This is a genomic window from Undibacter mobilis, assembly GCF_003367195.1.
Taxonomy (GTDB): domain Bacteria; phylum Pseudomonadota; class Alphaproteobacteria; order Rhizobiales; family Xanthobacteraceae; genus Pseudolabrys; species Pseudolabrys mobilis.
This window is the reverse complement of record NZ_QRGO01000001.1, coordinates 2020581-2039319: the sequence shown is the minus strand read 5'-3', so window position 1 is coordinate 2039319 and position 18739 is coordinate 2020581. Positions and strand designations below refer to the sequence as shown.

Genomic DNA, 18739 nt, shown 5'->3' with positions numbered 1-18739 from the left:
AGGGGCCGTTCCAAGGTCTTGTACATTGGCCCGTGCCAAAGGGACCGCGAGGTCCCGTCAATTGGAGGAAGTCATGGCTGCGCAATCCTACGACAAGCTCGACGGCGTCATCTGGTATGACGGCAAGCTCGTTCCTTGGGCGGAAGCGACTGCGCACGTACTGACTCACGCCCTCCACTACGCCAGCGCGGTGTTCGAAGGCGAGCGCGCCTATGGCGGCCGCATCTTCAAGTCGACCGAGCACTCCGAGCGCCTGAAGCGCTCCGCGCAGGTGCTGGACTTCGAAGTCCCGTGGTCGGTCGCCGAGATCGACGCCGCCAAGCAGCTCGTCGTCGACAAGAACGGCAAGAAGAACGCCTATGTCCGCCCGATCGCCTGGCGCGGCTCGGAAATGATGGGCGTGTCGGCGCAGTCGAACACCATCCACCTCGCCATCGCGTCGTGGGAATGGCCGAGCTACTTCGATCCGGAACAACGCCTCAAGGGCATCCGTCTCGATCTCGCCGAATATCGCCGGCCCGATCCGAAGACCGCGCCGTCGCTCGCCAAGGCCGCCGGCCTGTACATGATCTGCACCATCTCCAAGCACCGGGCCGAGCGCAAAGGCTACGCCGACGCCATGATGCTGGACTGGCAGGGCCGCGTCGCCGAGTGCACCGGCGCCAACATCTTCTTCGTGCAGGACGGCAAGATCCATACGCCGATCGCCGACTGCTTCCTTGCCGGCATCACGCGCTCGACCGTCATCGACCTCGCCAAGAAGCGCGGCTTCGAGGTGATCGAACGCCGCATCATGCCGGAAGAGCTGTCGAGCTTCTCGGAATGCTTCATCACCGGCTCCGCCGCGGAAGTGACCGCGGTGGCCGAAATCGACAAATGGAACTTCAATCCGGGCAGCATCACCAAGACGCTGATGGAAGACTATACCGCAGCGGTGACCGCGCCCGGCAAGGCTGCGGCAGCGTGAGCCTTGATTTTGATGGTCGATACCGAAACGGCGCCCTCACCGGCGCCGTTTTTGTTTGGTCTCAACACCGCTGTAGCCGGATGAGCGAAGCGAAATCCGGGTGGGCTGTCCCGGGTTTCGCTGCGCTCCACCCGGGCTACAAGAAAGCGCCCGATGACTCACAATAACCAACAGCCCGTCTTCGATTTCCTCGCCACGCGCGCGCGCGATGTGAAGCGCATCGACACCCATGCCGCCAGCGTTTTTCTGTCGGGCGACCGGGCGCTGAAAGTGAAGCGCGCGGTGCGCTTTCTGTTTCTGGATTTTTCGACGCTGGACAAGCGCAAAGCCGCCTGCGAGGCCGAGATCGAGGTCAACAAGCCCTATGCGCCGGCGGTCTATCGCGGCGTGGTCGCCATCACGCGCGAGGCGGATGGCACGCTGGCGCTCGCCGGCGCCGGCACGCCGATCGAATACGCCGTCGAGATGACCCGTTTCGACGAGACGCAAACGCTCGATCATGTTGCCGATCGGGACCGCATCGACGACGCCCTTGCCGACCGGCTCGGCCGCGCGGTGGCCCGCGCGCACAACATCGCGCCGGCCCGGCGCGGTGTGAATTTCGCCGCGACGCTCGACGAGATCATCACGCAGAACGACGACGAGTTTGGCGGCTCCGCCGGTCTGTTCGATGCCGGCGCGGTGAAGGCATTGACCGCGGCGAGCCGTGCCGCGCTTGAGCGCCACCGCGCCTTGATCGATGCTCGCGAGCGCGACGGCTCTGTGCGCCGTTGTCACGGGGATCTGCATCTCGGCAATCTGGTGCTCATCGACGACGAGCCGATGCTGTTCGACGCCATCGAGTTCAACGACAAGCTGGCAATCATCGACCGCTTTTACGATCTGTCCTTCCTGCTCATGGACCTGATCGAGCGCGGCCTCACGGCGGCCGCGACCACCGTGCTCAACCGTTATCTCACCGAGACGAATGACGACAGCGATCTCGATGCGCTGGCGTTGCTGCCGCTGTTCATGAGCCTGCGCGCCGCGATCCGCGCCAAGGTGACCGCGGCGCGGCCGAACCGTGACGCCGCGCTCGAGGCCCGCGCCCGCGATTACTTCGCGCTGGCGCAAAGACTGATCGCACCGCCGCCGCCACACCTTGTCGCCGTCGGCGGCCTGTCCGGCACCGGCAAATCGGTACTGGCGCGCGCGCTCGCCGCTCATGTGCCGCCGCTGCCCGGCGCGGTGTGGTTGCGCAGCGACGTCCTGCGCAAGCGACTGTTCGGCAAGAGCGAGACCGAAGCCCTGCCGCCGGAGGCTTACACCGCCACCATCACCGCCCGGGTTTATGCAGCCCTTGCCGCCAAGGCAGCGCGCATCTTCTCCGCCGGCCACTCGGTGATCGCCGACGCCGTCTTTGCCCGTAATGGCGAACGCACGGACATCGAGCGCGCGGCACCGCAGGCGTTCCACGGCCTGTTCCTGACCGCCGATCTCGATACGCGGCTCGCCCGCGTCGGCGGCCGCGAATCCTCAAAAGCCAAGGGTATTGGTGATGCCTCCGACGCCGACGCCAAAGTCGCCCGCGCGCAGGAGGACTACGACCTCGGCGATCTCACCTGGGCAAAAGTCGATGCCTCGGGAACGCCGGAGCAGACGCTCGTGAATTGCCGCACCATCTTGAAGTTTTGAAGCCATGCACGAATGCCCCCCGGCCCCGCCGGACGCGGCCGTGGTCATGACACCAAAAAACATGCATAGCTTGTGGCTGTTTCGCTCTTCGCCGCCGGGTTCCGATCATGTCCGCCGCCCGAAAACCCGGAATTTCGGCCCGCCAGATCGCGGTCGGTCTGGCCGGCTTTTTCGCCTTCATCAATCTCTATTCGATGCAGTCGATTCTGCCGCTGCTCTCGGCTGAGTTCGGCGCCGGCGCGGCCAGCATTTCCCAGATCATGACGGCCAGCACCTTGGCGGTCGCGCTCACCGCGCCGTTCACTGGCACGGTAGCCGACGTGCTCGGCCGCAAGCGCGTCATTGTCACGGCGATGCTTCTGCTCGGCATCCCCACCGTCATGTGTGCGCTGGCCCCTGATCTGCATACCCTTGTGATCTGGCGTTTCATCCAGGGGCTGGTGCTGCCGCCAGTCTTCGCCGTCACCATCGCCTATATCGGCGACGAATGGGAACCGCACGAGGTGACCTCCGCGGCCGGCGTCTACACATCGGGCGCGGCGCTCGGCGGCTTTGCCGGCCGGTTCTTCACCGGCGTCCTTGCCGACCTGATTGGCTGGCGCAACGGCCTGATGGTCATCGCGGCGCTGACGCTTGCCGGCGCCATTGCCATGATGTTGCTGCTGCCGCGCGAGACGAAATTCGTGCGTTCCGAAGGCCTCATCGCCTCCGGCCGGCAGATGCTGCAACACTTTCGCAACGGACAATTGCTGGCGACTTACGCCGTCGGCTTCGGCGTGCTGTTCTGCTTCGTGCTGACCTTTACCTACATCAACTTCCGCCTCGCCGCGCCGCCTTACAATTTGTCGCCAACCTGGCTCGGCGCCATCTTCGTCGTCTATCTGGTCGGCTCCGGGCTGACGCCGCTGGCCGGCCGGGCGGTCGGCCGTTTCGGCCGCCGTCAGTTTGTCATTCCGGTGCTGTTCGTCTGGATGGGCGGCATGGTGCTGACACTGGCGACACCATTGTGGCTGGTGCTGCTCGGGCTCACCGTTTGCGCCGCCGCTGGCCTGATGTGCCAGACCATCTCGACTGGCTTCGTCACCGTCACCGCGAAGTCCGGCCGTTCCTCGGCAGTCGGGCTTTACGTGACCAGTTTCTATACCGGCGGCGCATTTGGCGCCGCGCTCGGCGGTGTTGCCTGGACCATTGGCGGCTGGCCTGCCTGCGTCGCGCTGCTGGTGGCGATGATGACGATCATGATGGCGACGGTGTATTTCCTCTGGGCCGGGCGCACTCCGCCGGTGGCGCCCACGGGTTCGCCCTGATAGCGTCCCGGCCGCGACACCAACGACCAAGAATTCGACAAGGGCGGCAACACCAATGACTCCTTCCATCACGCAAGCGCAGCGCGACTTTCTCATCTCGATCGACACGCCGACGGTTTGCAATCTCATCGAAATCGTGGCGCCGGAGCGGCGCGGCTTCGGCTACACGGTGCGCCACCTGCACTGCCCGTTCCCAGACCTGCCGCCGATGGTCGGCTTCGCCAAGACCGTGACCATGCGCGCGCAGGACCGCGTGCCGCTCGGCGAAGCGGGCTACATGGCCAAGCGCCTCGACTATCTCGACTACGTCGCCGCCGAGCCGCAGCCCGGCATTGCCGTGATCCAGGACCTCGACGATATCGTCGGCTACGGCGCCTTCTGGGGCGAGGTGCAATCCAATGTCCACAAGGCGCTCGGCTGCCTCGGCACCATCACCAACGGCTCGGTGCGCGACATTCCGATGATCCCCGAAGGTTTCCAGATGCTGGCCGGCTCGATTGCGCCGTCACATGCCTTCGTCCACGTCGTCGATTACGGCGTGCCGGTGAACATCCACGGCATGGCGGTGCGCTCCGGCGATCTCATACACGCCGACCAGCATGGCGCGGTGGTGGTGCCGCTGGAGATCATCGACGCCATGAAATCCGCCCTGCCCGGTCTCAACGCCAAGGAAGCCAAGATCATCGAGGCGGCCAAAGCCGGCGCGGGCCTGGCGGCCATCAAGGCGGCGATGAAGGGCTGAGCGTCGCACATCAGCCTGCCGGAAATGCCATGACCCTCAAGGACAGCGCTTCCTACGTCTTCCTGGCGATCGTCTGGGGCCTGTCGTTTCTGTTCATGCTGCGCGGCGTCGAAGCCTTCGGCTGGGCCGGCGTTGTCACCTTTCGCTGCTTCGTCGCCGCGGCAACGTTGATCATCGTCGCCTTCCTCACCGGACGGCGGCTCAGGGTTGGCGCGGGCTGGCGCGCTTTTGCCGTGGTCGGCGCCACCACCGTCGCCGGCCAGCTTATCGGCCTGTGTTTTGCGATGCCGCTGATCGGCACGGCGATGTCGGCGATCCTGGTCGCGACCATTCCCCTGTTCTCGATGCTGATCGCGCGGCTGTGGGGCATCGAACATCTGACGCGGCGGCATCATGTCGGGCTGGTGCTCGGTTTTTCCGGCATGATCGTGCTGGTCGGCTTTCCGGCGGTGCCGTTCACACCATCCTTTGCATTGGGCTGCGCGACCACCCTCTTGGCCTGCCTGTGCGCGGCCTATGGGAGCTGTTACGCCAGCTACAGGCTCAAGGGCGTCAGCGCCTGGGACACGACCACGGGCGCGTTTCTGGCCGGCGGCGTCATCACGTTGCCGCTCCTCATCGTCGTCCCGGTACCGGGCACGCCGCAGCCGATCGACTACCTCTATCTCTTCGTTCTCGGCGCCATCATGAGCGCGACAACTTATGTGCTGTATTTCCGGCTGGTCGCCACGATCGGCGCGACCCGCGCGATCAGCGTTGAGTTCGCCGTGACGGTGGTGGCAGTGCTGGTCGGCGCGCTGTTCCTGCACGAGCCCTTGTCGGCCATGCAGATTGCCGGCGCCGTCACCATCATTGCCGGCTGCGCGCTCGTGATCGGGCTGTTTCCATCTTTCGCCCGCAGCACGCGCTAATCCGCGGCACCCGGATGCCATAGCGGCGCATAACCGCGTTTCAGAACGTCAATGATCGACGGCGGCGTCAGCACATCAACGTCAATACCGCGCAAGCGCGGCAAGGCCTTGTCATAGCCGGTGGGCGTCCAGCGCAGCAGACCGTTGCCACGCAAAGCGAAGGCTTCGCCATCGCGCGCGATCATGGCGCCATCCGGCAGCGTATCGAGGGCGCGGCGATGCCGGCGTTTGGCGCGGCCATCGAGCCGCTCGCGATGAAGGACTTTATCCATATGCGGCGCGCAATGGACGCGTGGAAAAAATCCGGCAAAAGCCTGCGCATCCTTGCGCCGACACTCGAAGCACGGCCGATGTCCGGCGGCGAGCGCCGTCACCTCGTCGAGAAAGAACATCTCGGTATAGCTGTCGCCCCACACCGGACGCTGGCGGTTCTTGAAATCGAGGACGCAGCAGATCCACTGCTTTGACGCCCAGCGCCGCCCGCCAAGTCGGCGCGATGCATCATGAATGCGGCCGCCGCGATTGCCCATCATCAGCCCGCGCGCCGGGGTGGCGATGAGGTCGGCAAAAGGCGTGACGCGGTTCGGCAACGGCATGATCGGGGGAGTGTAATGCAGCCCGGGAGTCGCGTCTAAATCCCGTAAGCGAATGCTGCCGCCGCCACGGCGACCCCGGCCACCACGGCGGCGAAATCCTTGCGGATGGCGATCATCACGACCAATGTCGCGGTGAGCGCGAGGATCGCCCGCAGGCCTCCCTGCACCAGAGCCGGCGCCACCGTCGCCGCGATGATCGCACCGGGCAGCGCGTCGAGCATGCGCCGCAGCCGCGGCCCGATCACCAGCCGCCCGATCAGCCAGAAGCCGCCGATCCGGCCGAGATAGACGACGATCGTCATCAGCGCGATGACGATGAAGAAGCCGAAGGCGTCCTTCTCAATCATCGTTGAAGACTCCGGCGATGCAGCCGGCCACGGCACCGACAATGAGGTACCAGACGCCGCCCAACAGATAGTAAGTCAGCGCCGCGGCCAGCGCGCCGACGATCAGGCCATAGGAACGCCGCGCGCCGCGCCACAGCGGCACCATCATGGCGACAAAGAAGGCCGGCACCACCAGATCGATGCCGAACTGCTTTGGATTGCCGACCGCGGCGCCGGCAATAAAGCCCGGGATCGCCGTGGTTACCCAGATCAGATACATGGCCATGCCGCCGCCGAGCAGATAGGCGGGATCGCGGCCACCTTTGGCGTAATAGCGCAGCGACATCAGCCAGGCCGGCTCGACGAGGAAGAACAAGGTCGGGTACGCCTTGTGCGCCGGCGCCGGGCCAAGCAGCGGCCGCAGTGTCGCGCCGATCATCAGATAACGTGCGTTGACAAGCGCGGTGAGCGCCACGATGCCGGCGATGGCGCCGACGGTCAGCGTTTCCGGCCAGCTGTCGAGCACCACCATCTGCACCACGCCACCGAATACGGTGGCGCTCATCAGCAGCGTCTCGAACAGGGTCATGCCCTTGCGTGCCGCCACCGTTCCATAGGCCATGGAAAAGGCGGCGAGCCCCGGCAGGAACGACATTACGTCGGCCGCGCCCTGCCGAAAGGCGGCAAAGGCCCAGTGCGGCTCGGACCGGGACTGCTCGGAGGGATTGTCGGGCGGGGTCATTGCCGACCACCGCTATCCCACCCCAGCCGCCGGGAGAAGCCCCAAAAGAAGAACGCCCGCCATGCGGCGGGCGCTCCTGTTTGTTGCGGTGCCCGACCGGCCTATTTGGCCTTCAGGAAATCCGTGGCCTCGATCAGGATCAACTCGTTGTCGTCCTGCTTGCCCAGCGCACGGCCCGTTGAATACGGCAGGTTGTTGTCGTTGCCGACGACGATGTGGCTGGCATCGACCACGTCCACGTCCTCGATGGTGACGAAGGGGAAGGTAAAGACGCCTTCCTTGGAGCCCTGCTTGGCCTTGGTGTTCGGATCCTTGATCGCCAGCAGGTCGATATGGCCGATCTTGCGGGCGAAGCCGCCGGCGTTGGCGTCGGTCATCTCGATCTTGTAGACGCGCTTGAACTTGGCCGGCACGTTGAAGCAGTCGGGCTTCGCCGCGCCAGTGCAGGCCTGGTGCTGCTCGCCTTCGCCATTGTCGCGCTCGATGATGAGCCCGGTGGTGGCGTCGACCATGTTGAAATCGCCGATATTGTTGTTGTTGATCTCGAGCTTGTACTTCCAGAAACGGCCGGTCCACTTCTGCGCGTTCACGTCGAATTCGAGGATGCGAAGATATTCGCGACCTTCATCGGTCTCGAAAGACTTGGTGGCTTCGTTCCAAAGCGGGCCTTCGAGCAGCGGATAAAGGAAACGGCCGTCCTTGGACGCCGCCATACCCTCATAGCCACGCGAGCGCCGCACGTTGAACGACACCGCTCCGCCCGGCACCGCCGGCGTCGACACCGCAAAGTGATCCGGTGAGCGCGCAACCTTGCCGTCGATCATCGTTTCAAAGAAGGCGCCGACTTTGCCGTTCTGGTCGATGCGGATGAGATAAGGACCGAACTCGTCGCCGATCCAGATCTGATCGCCGATGATCTGGAAGCTCTCGACGTCCAGATCGGCGCCGGTGAGATAGCGCTTCTCGCTGCCCTCAAGCGTGATCTGGAACGGCAGCTTCTTGTCCTGATCGTTGAGGAACACGGTGCGCAGGAATTCGACTTTGCCGGTGGCCCAGTCGGGCTTGAGACGGTGCAGCATCAGCATCGCGTCCGGCGAGTTGACCTTGCTGCCGTAGCCATTGTCCTGGAGCACCCAGAAGGTGCCGTCGCCGACCGCCTTGATGCCCGAGAAGCCCTGCACCGGCTGCCCCTTGAAAGGCAGCTTGATACCGGTCTCGCGCGCTGCATCGGGCGCCGAAATGAACGAGGTGCCCATCACCGTGCCGACGCTGTCGATGCGCTTGCGGTCGTTGTTGGTGAACTTGCCGGAAATCGCCATGTCGGCCGGCGCATCGGTCGGCGGATTGACGAAGGTGAATGCCGGAACGATCGCGTGGCCCACCAGCTTGCCGGTGAAGGCCTGATCGGCCATCGCCCCGGTCAGCGCCGTCGTCGTCGCGAGCACGCCCGCCATCGCCGTCAGAAGTAATCTCATCGTCGCCTCCTGTGAATGAAGTGCGGCGATCCTCATCAGCCGCACTTGTCAGCGCGGTATCGCTTCGGTGAACGGCGCGTGACAGTTCACAGCCACGACGGAGCGAAACGCAAAACGCCCGCCTTGCGGCGGGCGTGTGCGTTATTGTCGCAGCATCGAAAGTGGCGATCAGCCCTGCGGCTGCGGCGCCACATCGCCGGTCGGCGCGTCGGGGCGCGGCCGCGGCTTGCCGGCCGGCGGCACAGCGGAACCGCGCGTCGGCGGCTCGATCACGGTCTCGCGCACCGGGCGGATACCGTTGAGCAGATCCTTGATCTCATCGCCAGTCAGCGTTTCGAACTCAAGCAGGCCCTTGGCCAGCGTCTCGAGATCGGCGCGCTTCTCGGTGAGGATCACCTTGGCTTCCTCCAGACCCGTCTCGACCAGCTTGCGCACTTCGGCGTCGATCTTGCGATTGGTCTCTTCCGACACGCTTTGCTGGCGCGTGACCTGATAGCCGAGGAAGACCTCATCGCCATTGTCGCCGTAAGCAACCGGACCGAGTTCATCGGACAGACCCCAGCGCGTCACCATCATGCGGGCGAGCTTGGTGCCCTGCTCGATGTCGGAGGCTGCGCCCGACGTCACCTTCTCCTTGCCGAACACCAGCTCTTCGGCGACGCGGCCGGCCATAATGATGGCGAGACGCGAAGTCATCTGCTCAAGCGACATCGACAACTTGTCGCGCTCGGGCAACTGCATGACCATACCGAGGGCACGGCCGCGCGGGATAATGGTGGCCTTGTGAACCGGATCGGTCGCCTTGACGTTAAGCGCGACCAGCGCGTGCCCGCCTTCGTGATAGGCGGTCAGCATCTTTTCTTCGTCGGTCATGACGAGCGACTTGCGCTCGGCACCCATCATCACCTTGTCCTTAGCGTCTTCGAACTCCGCCTGCATGACCATGCGCTTGTTGCGGCGCGCGGCCATGAGAGCGGCTTCGTTGACGAGGTTGGCGAGATCGGCGCCGGAGAAACCGGGCGTACCGCGCGCGATGGTCTTGAGGTTCACATCGGGCGCCAGCGGCACCTTCTTGACGTGAACCTTGAGGATGGATTCGCGGCCGACGACATCCGGGTTCGGCACCACGACCTGACGGTCGAAGCGGCCCGGACGCAGCAGCGCCGGATCGAGCACGTCCGGACGGTTGGTGGCCGCGATCAGGATGATGCCTTCATTCGCCTCGAAGCCATCCATCTCGACCAGCAACTGGTTGAGCGTCTGTTCGCGTTCGTCGTTGCCGCCGCCCATGCCGGCGCCACGATGGCGGCCGACGGCGTCGATTTCGTCGATGAAGATGATGCAGGGCGCGTTCTTCTTGGCCTGCTCGAACATGTCGCGGACGCGGCTCGCGCCGACGCCGACGAACATTTCGACGAAGTCAGAACCGGAAATCGTGAAGAACGGCACATTGGCTTCGCCGGCGACGGCGCGCGCGATCAAGGTCTTGCCGGTACCCGGAGGGCCGACCAGCAGCACGCCGCGCGGGATGCGGCCGCCGAGGCGCTGAAACTTGCCCGGGTCGCGGAGGAATTCGACGATTTCGGCGAGATCGGACTTGGCCTCATCGACGCCGGCGACGTCATCAAAGGTCACGCGGCCATGCGCTTCAGTGAGCAGCTTGGCGCGCGATTTGCCAAAGCCCATCGCCTTGCCGGCACCGCCCTGCATCTGCCGCGACAGGAAGATCCAGACGCCGATGAGGGCGATGAAGGGCAGCCACGACACGAGCAGCGACACGAACCACGGAACGTTGTCGGTGAGCGGACGCGCGGTGATCGAGACGCCCTTGTTGTAGAGCTTCTGAACGAGACCCGGATCGTTCGGCGCATAGGTCTGGAACGAGGTGCCGTTGGCGAATGTGCCGCGGATTTCCGGCCCCTGGATCACGACGTCACGGACGCGGCCCTGATCAACCTCGGAAAGAAGCTGGGAGAACGAGATGTCCTGGGCGCTCGTGCGCTGGCCGGGATTCTGAAACAGCGTGAAAAGGGCAAGCAGCAGAAGGACGATAATCACCCAGAGGGCGAAATTCCGCAGATTGGCGTTCATCGGACGTTCCTACCCACGCGCCACGCAACGAGGCGCCGCGGCTTAATGTTACGAGACACGGACAGGGGTCCCACCACGCGTCATTGCCAATGTAGGCACCCTATCCCCGCATGGAAAGGGTTCGATTCTCACATATTCTAGCGCGATTTCACGGGCTTCGCCCGCTTGCCGGCTGCCTTGGTTAAGGCATTTCGCGCGAGCACGCCATGCCCGGGCCGTCGCGGCGGGGCGGTTTCAACACAGAGCAGACCGTTTTGCAGGGTCACCAGGGCACCGGCTAGGGTCCTGCGCCACCGGATACCGGAGCCCAACATCGCCCTCAACGCCTCGGCGAGGGCCTCGAGCTTGGCGAGTTGGACCGGTCCCTCAATACCCACGGCACCGATTGCACGTCCCAGCAGACGCAACAGGATCTCGTCGGGCGTGCGCGCCAGCGCGCCGGCATCGAAGCTCAAGGACCGCCCCGGCCCGGCTGTAACGAGCCCGTGCCAGACGATCTCCACGATTTGTTCCAGCGCCGCGTCCGCACGGCCGGCGCGCCGCGCCAACAAAGCCAGACGCGCGGCGTCGAGTCCTTCGCTGGCGAGGTGCGGCATCAGCCCACGCAGCCGCGCGCGGGTAAAGGCGGCATCGCGGTTGGTCGGATCGTCGGCAAAGGCGACGTTCGACTTTTTGAGCGTGGCGATCAGCCGCAGCTTTGCGATGTCGAGGAAGGGACGCACGAGAAGCACGGCGTCGTGACCAGGCGTGCCGGCTATCCGCTGCATCGCCGCCAGCCCGGTGATGCCACTGCCGCGGCTCATGCGAATGAGCACCGTCTCGGCCTGGTCGTCACGCGTATGCGCGGTGAGAATGTGCGAGGCGCCGGCCCGGCGCGCGGCTTGCGCCAGCAGACGATAGCGGGCCTCGCGCGCGGCCTGCGGAATGCCGGCCTTCGGCTTGTCGCCGCGCCAGCGCAAGGTGCGATGGGAAAGGCCGAGGTCTTTCGCGAGCCTGGCCACGTCGCGCGCTTCGCGTCTGGCTTCGGCGCGCAGGCCGTGATCGACGGTGATGGCGATCAAATCCGGGCCTTTGCGCATCGCCTTGCGCCAGCGCGCCGCGAGCACCATCAGCGCCGTCGAATCCGGACCGCCCGACACGGCGAGCACCAGCGCCTTCGCCGATGCAAGATCGGCGAAGAGAACCTTCGCTTCCGATGGTGAGATTGCCGTTACGCTATCGCGCGGCATGTCCGGCCCCGACACTTGCGAGGCGGGAGTCTAGCACTTCACGCGCGTGATTTCCTGCTCGGCAGCCTTTTTCACATTGGCCGGAGCCTTGGGGTATTTGCGGTTGATCTCGCCGAGCGTGGCGCAGGCCGCGTCCTTCTGCTTCAGCGCGGCCAGCGACTGGCCGAGACGCAACAGCGCACTCGGCGCCCGCGCCGACTTCTCGTGCTTGGTCGAGACGGTAAGGAAGCTCTGCGCCGCTTCGCGAAACTGCTGGCGCTGATACTGGCTTTCACCGAGCCAGTAATAGGCGTCCGGCAACTGCGTCTCGTTCGGATACTTCTTCACGAAATCGCGGAAAGCCTGTTCGGCAAGCGCATAGTCCTTGTGCAGCAGGTAGCCGTAGGCGAGGTCATATTCGTCCTGCGGCTTGGCCGAGGGCGGCAAAGTCGCCAGACGGCCGGTGACGTCGCGCGGCGGATTGGACGACGCCGCGGCCGGCACGCCGACCGCTGGATTGGTGCTGGCCACCTGACCGGGCGCCTGTCCCGGCATTTGGCCGGCGTCGACCACCGGGGACGCCGCCGGCGGCTGATTGCCGGACAAGGTCGAGAGGTCGAGCGGCTGGCCCGCGGCACGTCCATTCGGCGCGCCGATCGGTGCGTCGGCGGCCGGTTCGGCGGCGACGATCGGCGGCGGCGTGGCCGAACCGGGGGAGCCCAACGGCCGCGGGGCGCCGGGAGCCTGCGGGCTTTGCGACGGATCGAACACGTCGGAACGACGGCCCGGCTGCTGCGACGGCTGCAACGCGCCGGGCACGCCCGGCCGCACGGTCGGCAACTGTCCCGGCGGAACCTGCGGATTCTGGTTGTTGGGGATAACGCCCGGCGCCTGGGCCGGCGGCGCACCGCCACCCTGCAGGGCCCGCACCTGCTGCTCGAGCTGCTGGTTGCGATACTGCAACTGCTCGATGGTGCCGGTGAGCTGGCGCAGCGCGCTCTCGATGCGGTCGATGCGCACCGCCAGATCGTTGGGATCGCCCTCGCCGCCCGGCTGCGGCGCGGCCTGCTGCTGCTGGCGCCCGCCCTCGCCGCGGCTGAACAGGTTGTCGAGGAAGTTGCCGTTGCGGTCCTGCGCATGGGCGGAGAAGAACGCAGTCAGAACGACGAGCGCGACCACCACGGCGGCCAGCACGAAGCGAAACAAGGTGCCCGTTGTCAGCGGGGCATGCTGAGATTTCGGAGTGTGTTTCATCGGCTCATTTGTCGGCCAAACGGCCGGTCACAGGGCCCTGGATCGAAGGGCCCATCGGGATTTCCCTATTGATCAGGGGGGATTGGGCCGTTCCCCTAGCATAGCCAACGGAGTGCGACCAGATTGTGGCCCGCCGGCGGCGCTTTGCAGGGGATTACTCGGCCGGCACTGCTTTCGGCTCGCCTTTGCCCCGCGCCTTCATCCACTCCTCAAAGGCGCGGATGACGACGAAGAAGGACGGCACGAACAGCACTGCCAGACAGGTCGAGGCCAGCATGCCGGTGAACACCGTGATGCCGATCGAGGCGCGCGCATTGGCGCCGGCGCCGGTAGCCAGCACCAGCGGCAGCACGCCGAGGATGAAGGCGAACGACGTCATCAGGATCGGCCGGAACCGCGCCCGCGCCGCTTCGACCGCGGACTCAAGCAGGCCCTTGCCGCCCTCGCGCAGCTCGCGGCCGAACTCGACAATCAGAATCGCGTTCTTCGCCGATAGCGCGATAAGCAGCACGATGCCGATCTGGGTGTAGAGATTATTCTCGATGCCGAGGAAAAGCAGCGTCAGCACCGGACCGATCAGCGAGATCGGCACCGCGAGGATGACGGCGGCCGGCTGGTACCAGCTCTCATATTGCCCGGCGAGCACCAGATAGACCAGCAACAGCGCCATGGCGAAGACGAAGTACATCTGATTGCCGACGAGCTTCTCCTGATAGGAGAGCCCGGTCCACTCCATGACCGTGTTCGGCGGGAAGGACTGCTTGGCCACCTGCTCCATCAGACTCATCGTCTCGCCGGTCGAATGACCGCGCGCGGGCAGCGTGATCACGGTCGCCGATGGATAGAGATTGTACAGGCTCACCAGCGACGGCCCCGTCACCGGCTTAATCTCGATCAGCGTCGACAGCGGGATCATGCTGCCCTGGTTGTTGCGCACCGAGATGTTGTCGAGATCCTGCGTCCGCAGACGGAATTGCGCATCCGCCTGCGCCACGACCTGGAAGGTGCGGCCGAACTGGGTGAACTGGTTGACATAGGCCGAGCCGAGATAGCCGCCGAGCGCCGAAAACACCTGATCGACACTGACGCCGACCGCCTGCGCCTTCACGCGATCGACGTCGACCAGATATTGCGGGACGTTGGCGCGGAATGACGAGATCACCGCCTGGATGTTCGACTGCGACGCGGCATTACCCATCATCGTATCGACGATGCTCTGCAGCTTGACGTAGTCGGTGGAGTTGTCGCGCAGTTCGATCTGCGCCGTGGTGCCGGCGGCGTTGCCGATGCCCTGGATCGGCGGCGGCGGCAGGACGCGCACCGTCGCTTCCTCGATGGCGGCGACTTCACGCGACAGCGACTGATACATCGGCAACAGGCTCAGCGCCTTGCCGCGCACGCCCCAGTCCTTGAGAATGATATAGGCGACGCCCGCCGATGACAGGACGGAGCTGTTATCCAGCGCCGAAATGCCGGCGATGGTCACCACCTTGTCGACGCCCGGATTCTTGCGCGCGATGGCGTCCAGCTTCTCCATCACCGCTTGCGTGCGCGGCAGCGAAGCGCCGTCCGGCAACTGCACGGTGGCCAGCATGTAGCCCTGGTCCTCCACCGGAATGAAGCCGGTCGGGATGCGCGAGAAGCCGTATAGCGTCACGCCGATGGCGATGAGCGCGAGCACCGTCACCTTGCCGGCATGCGCAACCAGCCGTGTCATCAGCCGGGCATAGCCGGCCTCGCACTTGTCATAAACCTTGTTGAAGCCGCGGTAGAAGAAGTTGCGCTGCTCCGGCGGCACGGTGGGTCGCAGCCACAGCGCGCATTGCGTCGGCTTCAACGTCACGGCGTTGATCGCACTGATCAGAGCGGTGGCGGCAATCACGAGCGCAAATTGCGCGTACATCTGTCCGGTCAGGCCGGGCAGAAACGCCGCCGGCAGAAACACCGAAAGCAGCACCAATGTGATGCCGATGATCGGCCCGAGCAGCAGCCGCATCGCCTCGATGGCGGCGTCATGGCCGTTCATGCCGTGGTCGATGTTATGCGCCGCGCCCTCGACGACGATGATGGCGTCATCCACCACGATACCGATCGCCAGCACGATGGCGAACAAGGTGGCGAAGTTCACGGTGAAGCCCATCGCCGCCATGGCGGCGAAGGCGCCGATGATCGTGACCGGCACCGTGGTTGCCGGCACCAGCATGGCGCGCCAATCCTGCAGGAAGATCAGGATAACGATCAACACCAGGATCGCCGCCTCGATCAGCGTCTTGTAGACCTCGTGGATCGACGTGTTGACGAAGATGGTGACGTCGAACGGCACGTCATATTGCATGCCCTTCGGGAAGCTGCCGGCCAGTTCGGCGAGGCGCTTCTTCACGTCGGCGGCGACGGTAAGGGCATTGGCGCCCGGCGTCAGCGAGATGCCAAGGCCGGCCGAGGCCTTGTTGTCGACCTTGAAGACAACGCCGTAGGTCTGCGCCCCGAGTTCGACGGTGCCGATGTCGCGCACGCGCGTGATCTCGCCGGTCGGCCCCGTCTTGACGATGACATTGGCGAATTCCGACACCTCGGTCAGGCGGCCGAAGACGTTCAGCGTGTACTGGAACGGCACCGTGTCCGGTCCCGGCGGCGCGCCGATCTGGCCGGCCGTCACCTGGCTGTTCTGCGACTGCAAGGCGCCGACCACGTCGCTGACGTTGAGCCCTCTCGCCTTCATCTTGTTCGGATCGAGCCAGATGCGCATCGCGTAATTGCCGGCGCCGAACACGGTAACGCCGCCGACGCCGGGAACGCGCGACAACTCATCCTTCAAGGTGATGGTGGCGTAGTTCGACAGGAACAGGCTGTCGTGTTTGGGATCGCTCGATGTCAGCGTCGCGATCTGCAGCATCGAGGTCGATTTCTTCTGCACCACGACGCCCTGGGCCTGCACCGCGGAGGGCAATTGCGCTTCCGCGCTGGCCACGCGGTTCTGCACCAGCACCTGCGCGAAGTTGAGATCGGTGCCGATCTTGAACGTGACGGTGAGGTTATAGGAGCCGTCGGAGGCGGCGTAGGACTGCATGTAGATCATGCCTTCCACGCCGTTGACCTGCTGCTCGATCGGCAACGCCACGGTTTCGATCACCGTGCGCGCGCTGGCACCGGGATAGCGCGTCGTTACCGACACGGTCGGCGGCACGACATCGGGATACTGCGCCACCGGCAACTGGAACAGCGCCACGCCGCCGATCACGATCATCAGAATGGCGATAACGTTGGCGAGAACCGGCCGCTCGATAAAGAATTTTGAGATCATCGCCCGGTCCTCGTCACGAGGACTTCGGCGGCGCGGATGCCGTCTGTGGATCGACCTTCTGCCCCGGCACCGCGCGCAGCATGCCGTTGATGATGATGCGGTCATCGGGACCGACGCCCTTGTCGATCACTTGCAGGGTGCCATCAAGCGGCCCCAGCGTGACGCGGCGCTGTTCGACCACGTTGTCCTTGTCGATCACGAGCAGATAGCGGCCGCTCTGATCGGTGCCGAGCGCGGTGTCCGGCACCAGCAGTTCATCCTTCGGCGGCCCGAGCGGGATGCGCACGCGCACGAACAGGCCGGGCAAGAGAACGTACTTCGGGTTGTCGAGGATGGCACGGCCGGCCAACGTGCCGGTCGACGGATCGATGCTGGGCGCTGCGTAGTCGAGCGTACCTTTGTGCGGATAGCCGGCCTCGGTCTGCAGCGAAACCTCCACCGGCACCTTCTTCAATTCGGCCGGCGTGAGACCGCGTTCGGCGATCATGGCGCGGACGCGGATGGTCTCCTGCTCGCCAATGGTGAAATTCACATAGATCGGATCGCTGGACACGATGGAGGCGAGCGCCGTGCCATTGCCCGACACGAAAGCGCCGATCGACACCTTGCGCGCGGTAACGATGCCATCGAATGGCGCGCTGACCTGTGTGTAAGCCAGATCGTTCTCGGCCAGTTTAGTCGAAGCGATCGCCTGATCGACGCTGGCCTGCGCGCTGTCGCGGCTGGCGATCGCATTGTCGAGGGCGGCCTTGGAGGCCGAACCGCTCGGCACCAGATCGGCCTGGCGCTGATAATTGGCCTGCGCCGAAATCAGCGCTGCCTTGGCGTTATCTTCATTGGCCTTGGCCTGCTGGACTTTCAACTCGTAAGGCCTCTGCTCGATGACGAACAGCACCTGACCCTTTTTGACGGTGGCGCCGTCCTCGTACTTGATATCCTGGACGAAGCCGGCAACGCGGGCGACCAGATCGGCCGAATTCACCGCGGCGACATTGCCGGTCGATTCCAGATAGCGGGTGACCGGCTTCTTGACCGGCGTGGCGACCGTGACCTTGGGCGGCGGCGGCGCGACGTAGGTGTTCTTCTCGCCGCACCCGGCGATCAGCGGCAAGACGCCGACCAGGATAATTGCTGCGGCAAGCTTTCGCCCGCGCTTCAAGCCGTGCGCCATACGAGCCCCCTCGAATTTCAAGACGGCGGTTATGACCTCTCCGCCGCACGGGGATCATCGCCCGGGCGGGAACCCGTGACAACGGGGAATAAACAGGGCTGTTGAAGGCTTTGTCGCCGGCGCGTCACAAAAGCCGGCGGTCGGTCGTGCGGTAAAACGCGAATGCCCGGCACCAGGCCGGGCATCGCAACATTCGCTAAGAGCGCCGCAGCGGGGCTATCAGGCGCCGCCGGCGTTGAGCACCGTGACGGCGCGGCGGTTCTGCGACCAGCACGAGATGTCGTTACAGACGGCGACCGGGCGTTCCTTGCCGTAGGAGATGGTCCGCATGCGGCCGACATTGATGCCGCGCGAGACGAGATAATCGCGCACCGACTGGGCGCGGCGGGCGCCGAGCGCGATGTTGTATTCGCGGGTGCCGCGTTCGTCGGCGTGACCTTCGATCACGAAGGTGTACTGGCTGTAGCGCGTCAGCCACTGGGCCTGCTTGTCGAGCGTCTCGCGGCCCGTCGCGGTGAGTTCGGTCTGGTCCGTTTCGAAGAAGACGCGGTCGCCGACATTGACGACGAAGTCCTGCTGGCTGCCCGGCGTCGACGCCGAGCCGGCCCCGCCATTGGCGCCATCCGTGGCGTTCTGGTTGGCGCAGGCCGAGATGGCCAGGCCGAAAGCGAGCACGGCCACAAGCCGCATGCCGCGCGCAAATTTTCCGATTTCGATCATCTTCTAACTCCGTACACCCGCCGATGCGGTGCGCGTCAGGTCCGACAGCAACGAACCGGAACGAGCCGCGCGCTTAAGCCCCACATCTAACCGCGGGGTGGTTAAGCGAACCTTCCATCAACCTAAATGGAACCTTGCCGCGGCCCCTAAACCTTATCCGAACGGCTTAAACCGCCGCTCATGGTTAAGAGCCGGTGAATATGGCGCTCTGACGGCGCGCGGACGTAATTCGTCGGCTTTTCGGGGCGAACCCT

Annotated in this window: 15 protein-coding genes; 5 read left to right on the top strand and 10 right to left on the bottom strand. The window is 64.9% G+C overall.

Annotation, left to right across the window (positions count from 1 at the left end):
• Positions 1-73 precede the first annotated feature (73 nt).
• The 5 genes from DXH78_RS09625 (at position 74) to DXH78_RS09605 (ending at position 5601) form a co-directional block, all read left to right on the top strand.
• Positions 74-967, top strand: coding sequence for a branched-chain amino acid aminotransferase (locus DXH78_RS09625; RefSeq protein WP_115516822.1), 894 nt, complete (start codon positions 74-76; stop codon positions 965-967).
• Between the two features lie 153 nt (positions 968-1120).
• Positions 1121-2641 carry a bifunctional aminoglycoside phosphotransferase/ATP-binding protein gene (locus DXH78_RS09620; protein WP_115516821.1) on the top strand — a complete coding sequence of 507 codons (1521 nt, stop codon included), beginning with the start codon at positions 1121-1123 and terminating at the stop codon, positions 2639-2641.
• A gap of 107 nt (positions 2642-2748) precedes the next feature.
• Positions 2749-3948: an MFS transporter gene (locus tag DXH78_RS09615; RefSeq protein WP_115516820.1), complete on the top strand. Its 1200-nt coding sequence runs from the start codon at positions 2749-2751 to the stop codon at positions 3946-3948.
• 55 nt (positions 3949-4003) lie between these two features.
• Positions 4004-4690 carry an RraA family protein gene (locus tag DXH78_RS09610; protein ID WP_115516819.1) on the top strand — a complete coding sequence of 229 codons (687 nt, stop codon included), beginning with the start codon at positions 4004-4006 and terminating at the stop codon, positions 4688-4690.
• Between the two features lie 29 nt (positions 4691-4719).
• A complete protein-coding gene (locus DXH78_RS09605) occupies positions 4720-5601 on the top strand; it encodes a DMT family transporter (protein WP_115516818.1) in 882 nt (293 codons plus the stop codon).
• On the opposite strand, the gene DXH78_RS09600 is transcribed toward DXH78_RS09605, so the two are convergent.
• The 10 genes from DXH78_RS09600 to pal all read right to left on the bottom strand — a co-directional run bounded on the left by DXH78_RS09600 (position 5598) and on the right by pal (position 18485).
• Positions 5598-6197, bottom strand: a complete 600-nt coding sequence (locus DXH78_RS09600; protein WP_115516817.1) for a hypothetical protein — start codon at positions 6195-6197, stop codon at positions 5598-5600. The genes DXH78_RS09605 and DXH78_RS09600 overlap by 4 nt on opposite strands.
• A 35-nt stretch (positions 6198-6232) precedes the next feature.
• Positions 6233-6544: an AzlD family protein gene (locus DXH78_RS09595; protein ID WP_115516816.1), complete on the bottom strand. Its 312-nt coding sequence runs from the start codon at positions 6542-6544 to the stop codon at positions 6233-6235.
• Entirely contained in the window at positions 6537-7265 is a 729-nt protein-coding gene (locus DXH78_RS09590; protein WP_115516815.1) for an AzlC family ABC transporter permease, read from the bottom strand. Before DXH78_RS09590 ends, DXH78_RS09595 begins: the two co-directional genes overlap by 8 nt.
• Before the next feature lie 101 nt (positions 7266-7366).
• On the bottom strand, positions 7367-8740 hold the full coding sequence (locus tag DXH78_RS09585) for an esterase-like activity of phytase family protein (RefSeq protein ID WP_168192759.1): 1374 nt from the start codon (positions 8738-8740) through the stop codon (positions 7367-7369).
• Between the two features lie 168 nt (positions 8741-8908).
• A complete protein-coding gene (gene ftsH / locus DXH78_RS09580) occupies positions 8909-10831 on the bottom strand; it encodes an ATP-dependent zinc metalloprotease FtsH (RefSeq protein ID WP_115516813.1) in 1923 nt (640 codons plus the stop codon).
• A 137-nt stretch (positions 10832-10968) separates the two neighbouring features.
• Complete coding sequence (gene tilS / locus DXH78_RS09575; RefSeq protein WP_115517831.1) at positions 10969-12060, bottom strand: tRNA lysidine(34) synthetase TilS; 1092 nt, start codon at positions 12058-12060, stop codon at positions 10969-10971.
• Between the two features lie 30 nt (positions 12061-12090).
• Complete coding sequence (gene ybgF / locus DXH78_RS09570; RefSeq protein ID WP_115516812.1) at positions 12091-13293, bottom strand: tol-pal system protein YbgF; 1203 nt, start codon at positions 13291-13293, stop codon at positions 12091-12093.
• Positions 13294-13447: 154 nt separating this feature from the next.
• Positions 13448-16594, bottom strand: a complete 3147-nt coding sequence (locus DXH78_RS09565) for an efflux RND transporter permease subunit (RefSeq protein WP_115516811.1) — start codon at positions 16592-16594, stop codon at positions 13448-13450.
• Positions 16595-16607: 13 nt separating this feature from the next.
• Entirely contained in the window at positions 16608-17765 is a 1158-nt protein-coding gene (locus DXH78_RS09560) for an efflux RND transporter periplasmic adaptor subunit (RefSeq protein ID WP_115516810.1), read from the bottom strand.
• A 219-nt stretch (positions 17766-17984) separates the two neighbouring features.
• Complete coding sequence (gene pal, locus DXH78_RS09555) at positions 17985-18485, bottom strand: peptidoglycan-associated lipoprotein Pal (protein WP_245416784.1); 501 nt, start codon at positions 18483-18485, stop codon at positions 17985-17987.
• Positions 18486-18739 lie beyond the last annotated feature (254 nt).

Coding starts and splice junctions, on each gene's coding strand:
- DXH78_RS09625 (WP_115516822.1), top strand. CDS start 74: ATGGCTGCGCAATCCTACGACAAGCTCGACGGCGTCATCTGGTATGAC.
- DXH78_RS09620 (WP_115516821.1), top strand. CDS start 1,121: ATGACTCACAATAACCAACAGCCCGTCTTCGATTTCCTCGCCACGCGC.
- DXH78_RS09615 (WP_115516820.1), top strand. CDS start 2,749: ATGTCCGCCGCCCGAAAACCCGGAATTTCGGCCCGCCAGATCGCGGTC.
- DXH78_RS09610 (WP_115516819.1), top strand. CDS start 4,004: ATGACTCCTTCCATCACGCAAGCGCAGCGCGACTTTCTCATCTCGATC.
- DXH78_RS09605 (WP_115516818.1), top strand. CDS start 4,720: ATGACCCTCAAGGACAGCGCTTCCTACGTCTTCCTGGCGATCGTCTGG.
- DXH78_RS09600 (WP_115516817.1), bottom strand. CDS start 6,197: ATGCCGTTGCCGAACCGCGTCACGCCTTTTGCCGACCTCATCGCCACC.
- DXH78_RS09595 (WP_115516816.1), bottom strand. CDS start 6,544: ATGATTGAGAAGGACGCCTTCGGCTTCTTCATCGTCATCGCGCTGATG.
- DXH78_RS09590 (WP_115516815.1), bottom strand. CDS start 7,265: ATGACCCCGCCCGACAATCCCTCCGAGCAGTCCCGGTCCGAGCCGCAC.
- DXH78_RS09585 (WP_168192759.1), bottom strand. CDS start 8,740: ATGAGATTACTTCTGACGGCGATGGCGGGCGTGCTCGCGACGACGACG.
- ftsH (WP_115516813.1), bottom strand. CDS start 10,831: ATGAACGCCAATCTGCGGAATTTCGCCCTCTGGGTGATTATCGTCCTT.
- tilS (WP_115517831.1), bottom strand. CDS start 12,060: ATGCCGCGCGATAGCGTAACGGCAATCTCACCATCGGAAGCGAAGGTT.
- ybgF (WP_115516812.1), bottom strand. CDS start 13,293: ATGAAACACACTCCGAAATCTCAGCATGCCCCGCTGACAACGGGCACC.
- DXH78_RS09565 (WP_115516811.1), bottom strand. CDS start 16,594: ATGATCTCAAAATTCTTTATCGAGCGGCCGGTTCTCGCCAACGTTATC.
- DXH78_RS09560 (WP_115516810.1), bottom strand. CDS start 17,765: ATGGCGCACGGCTTGAAGCGCGGGCGAAAGCTTGCCGCAGCAATTATC.
- pal (WP_245416784.1), bottom strand. CDS start 18,485: ATGATCGAAATCGGAAAATTTGCGCGCGGCATGCGGCTTGTGGCCGTG.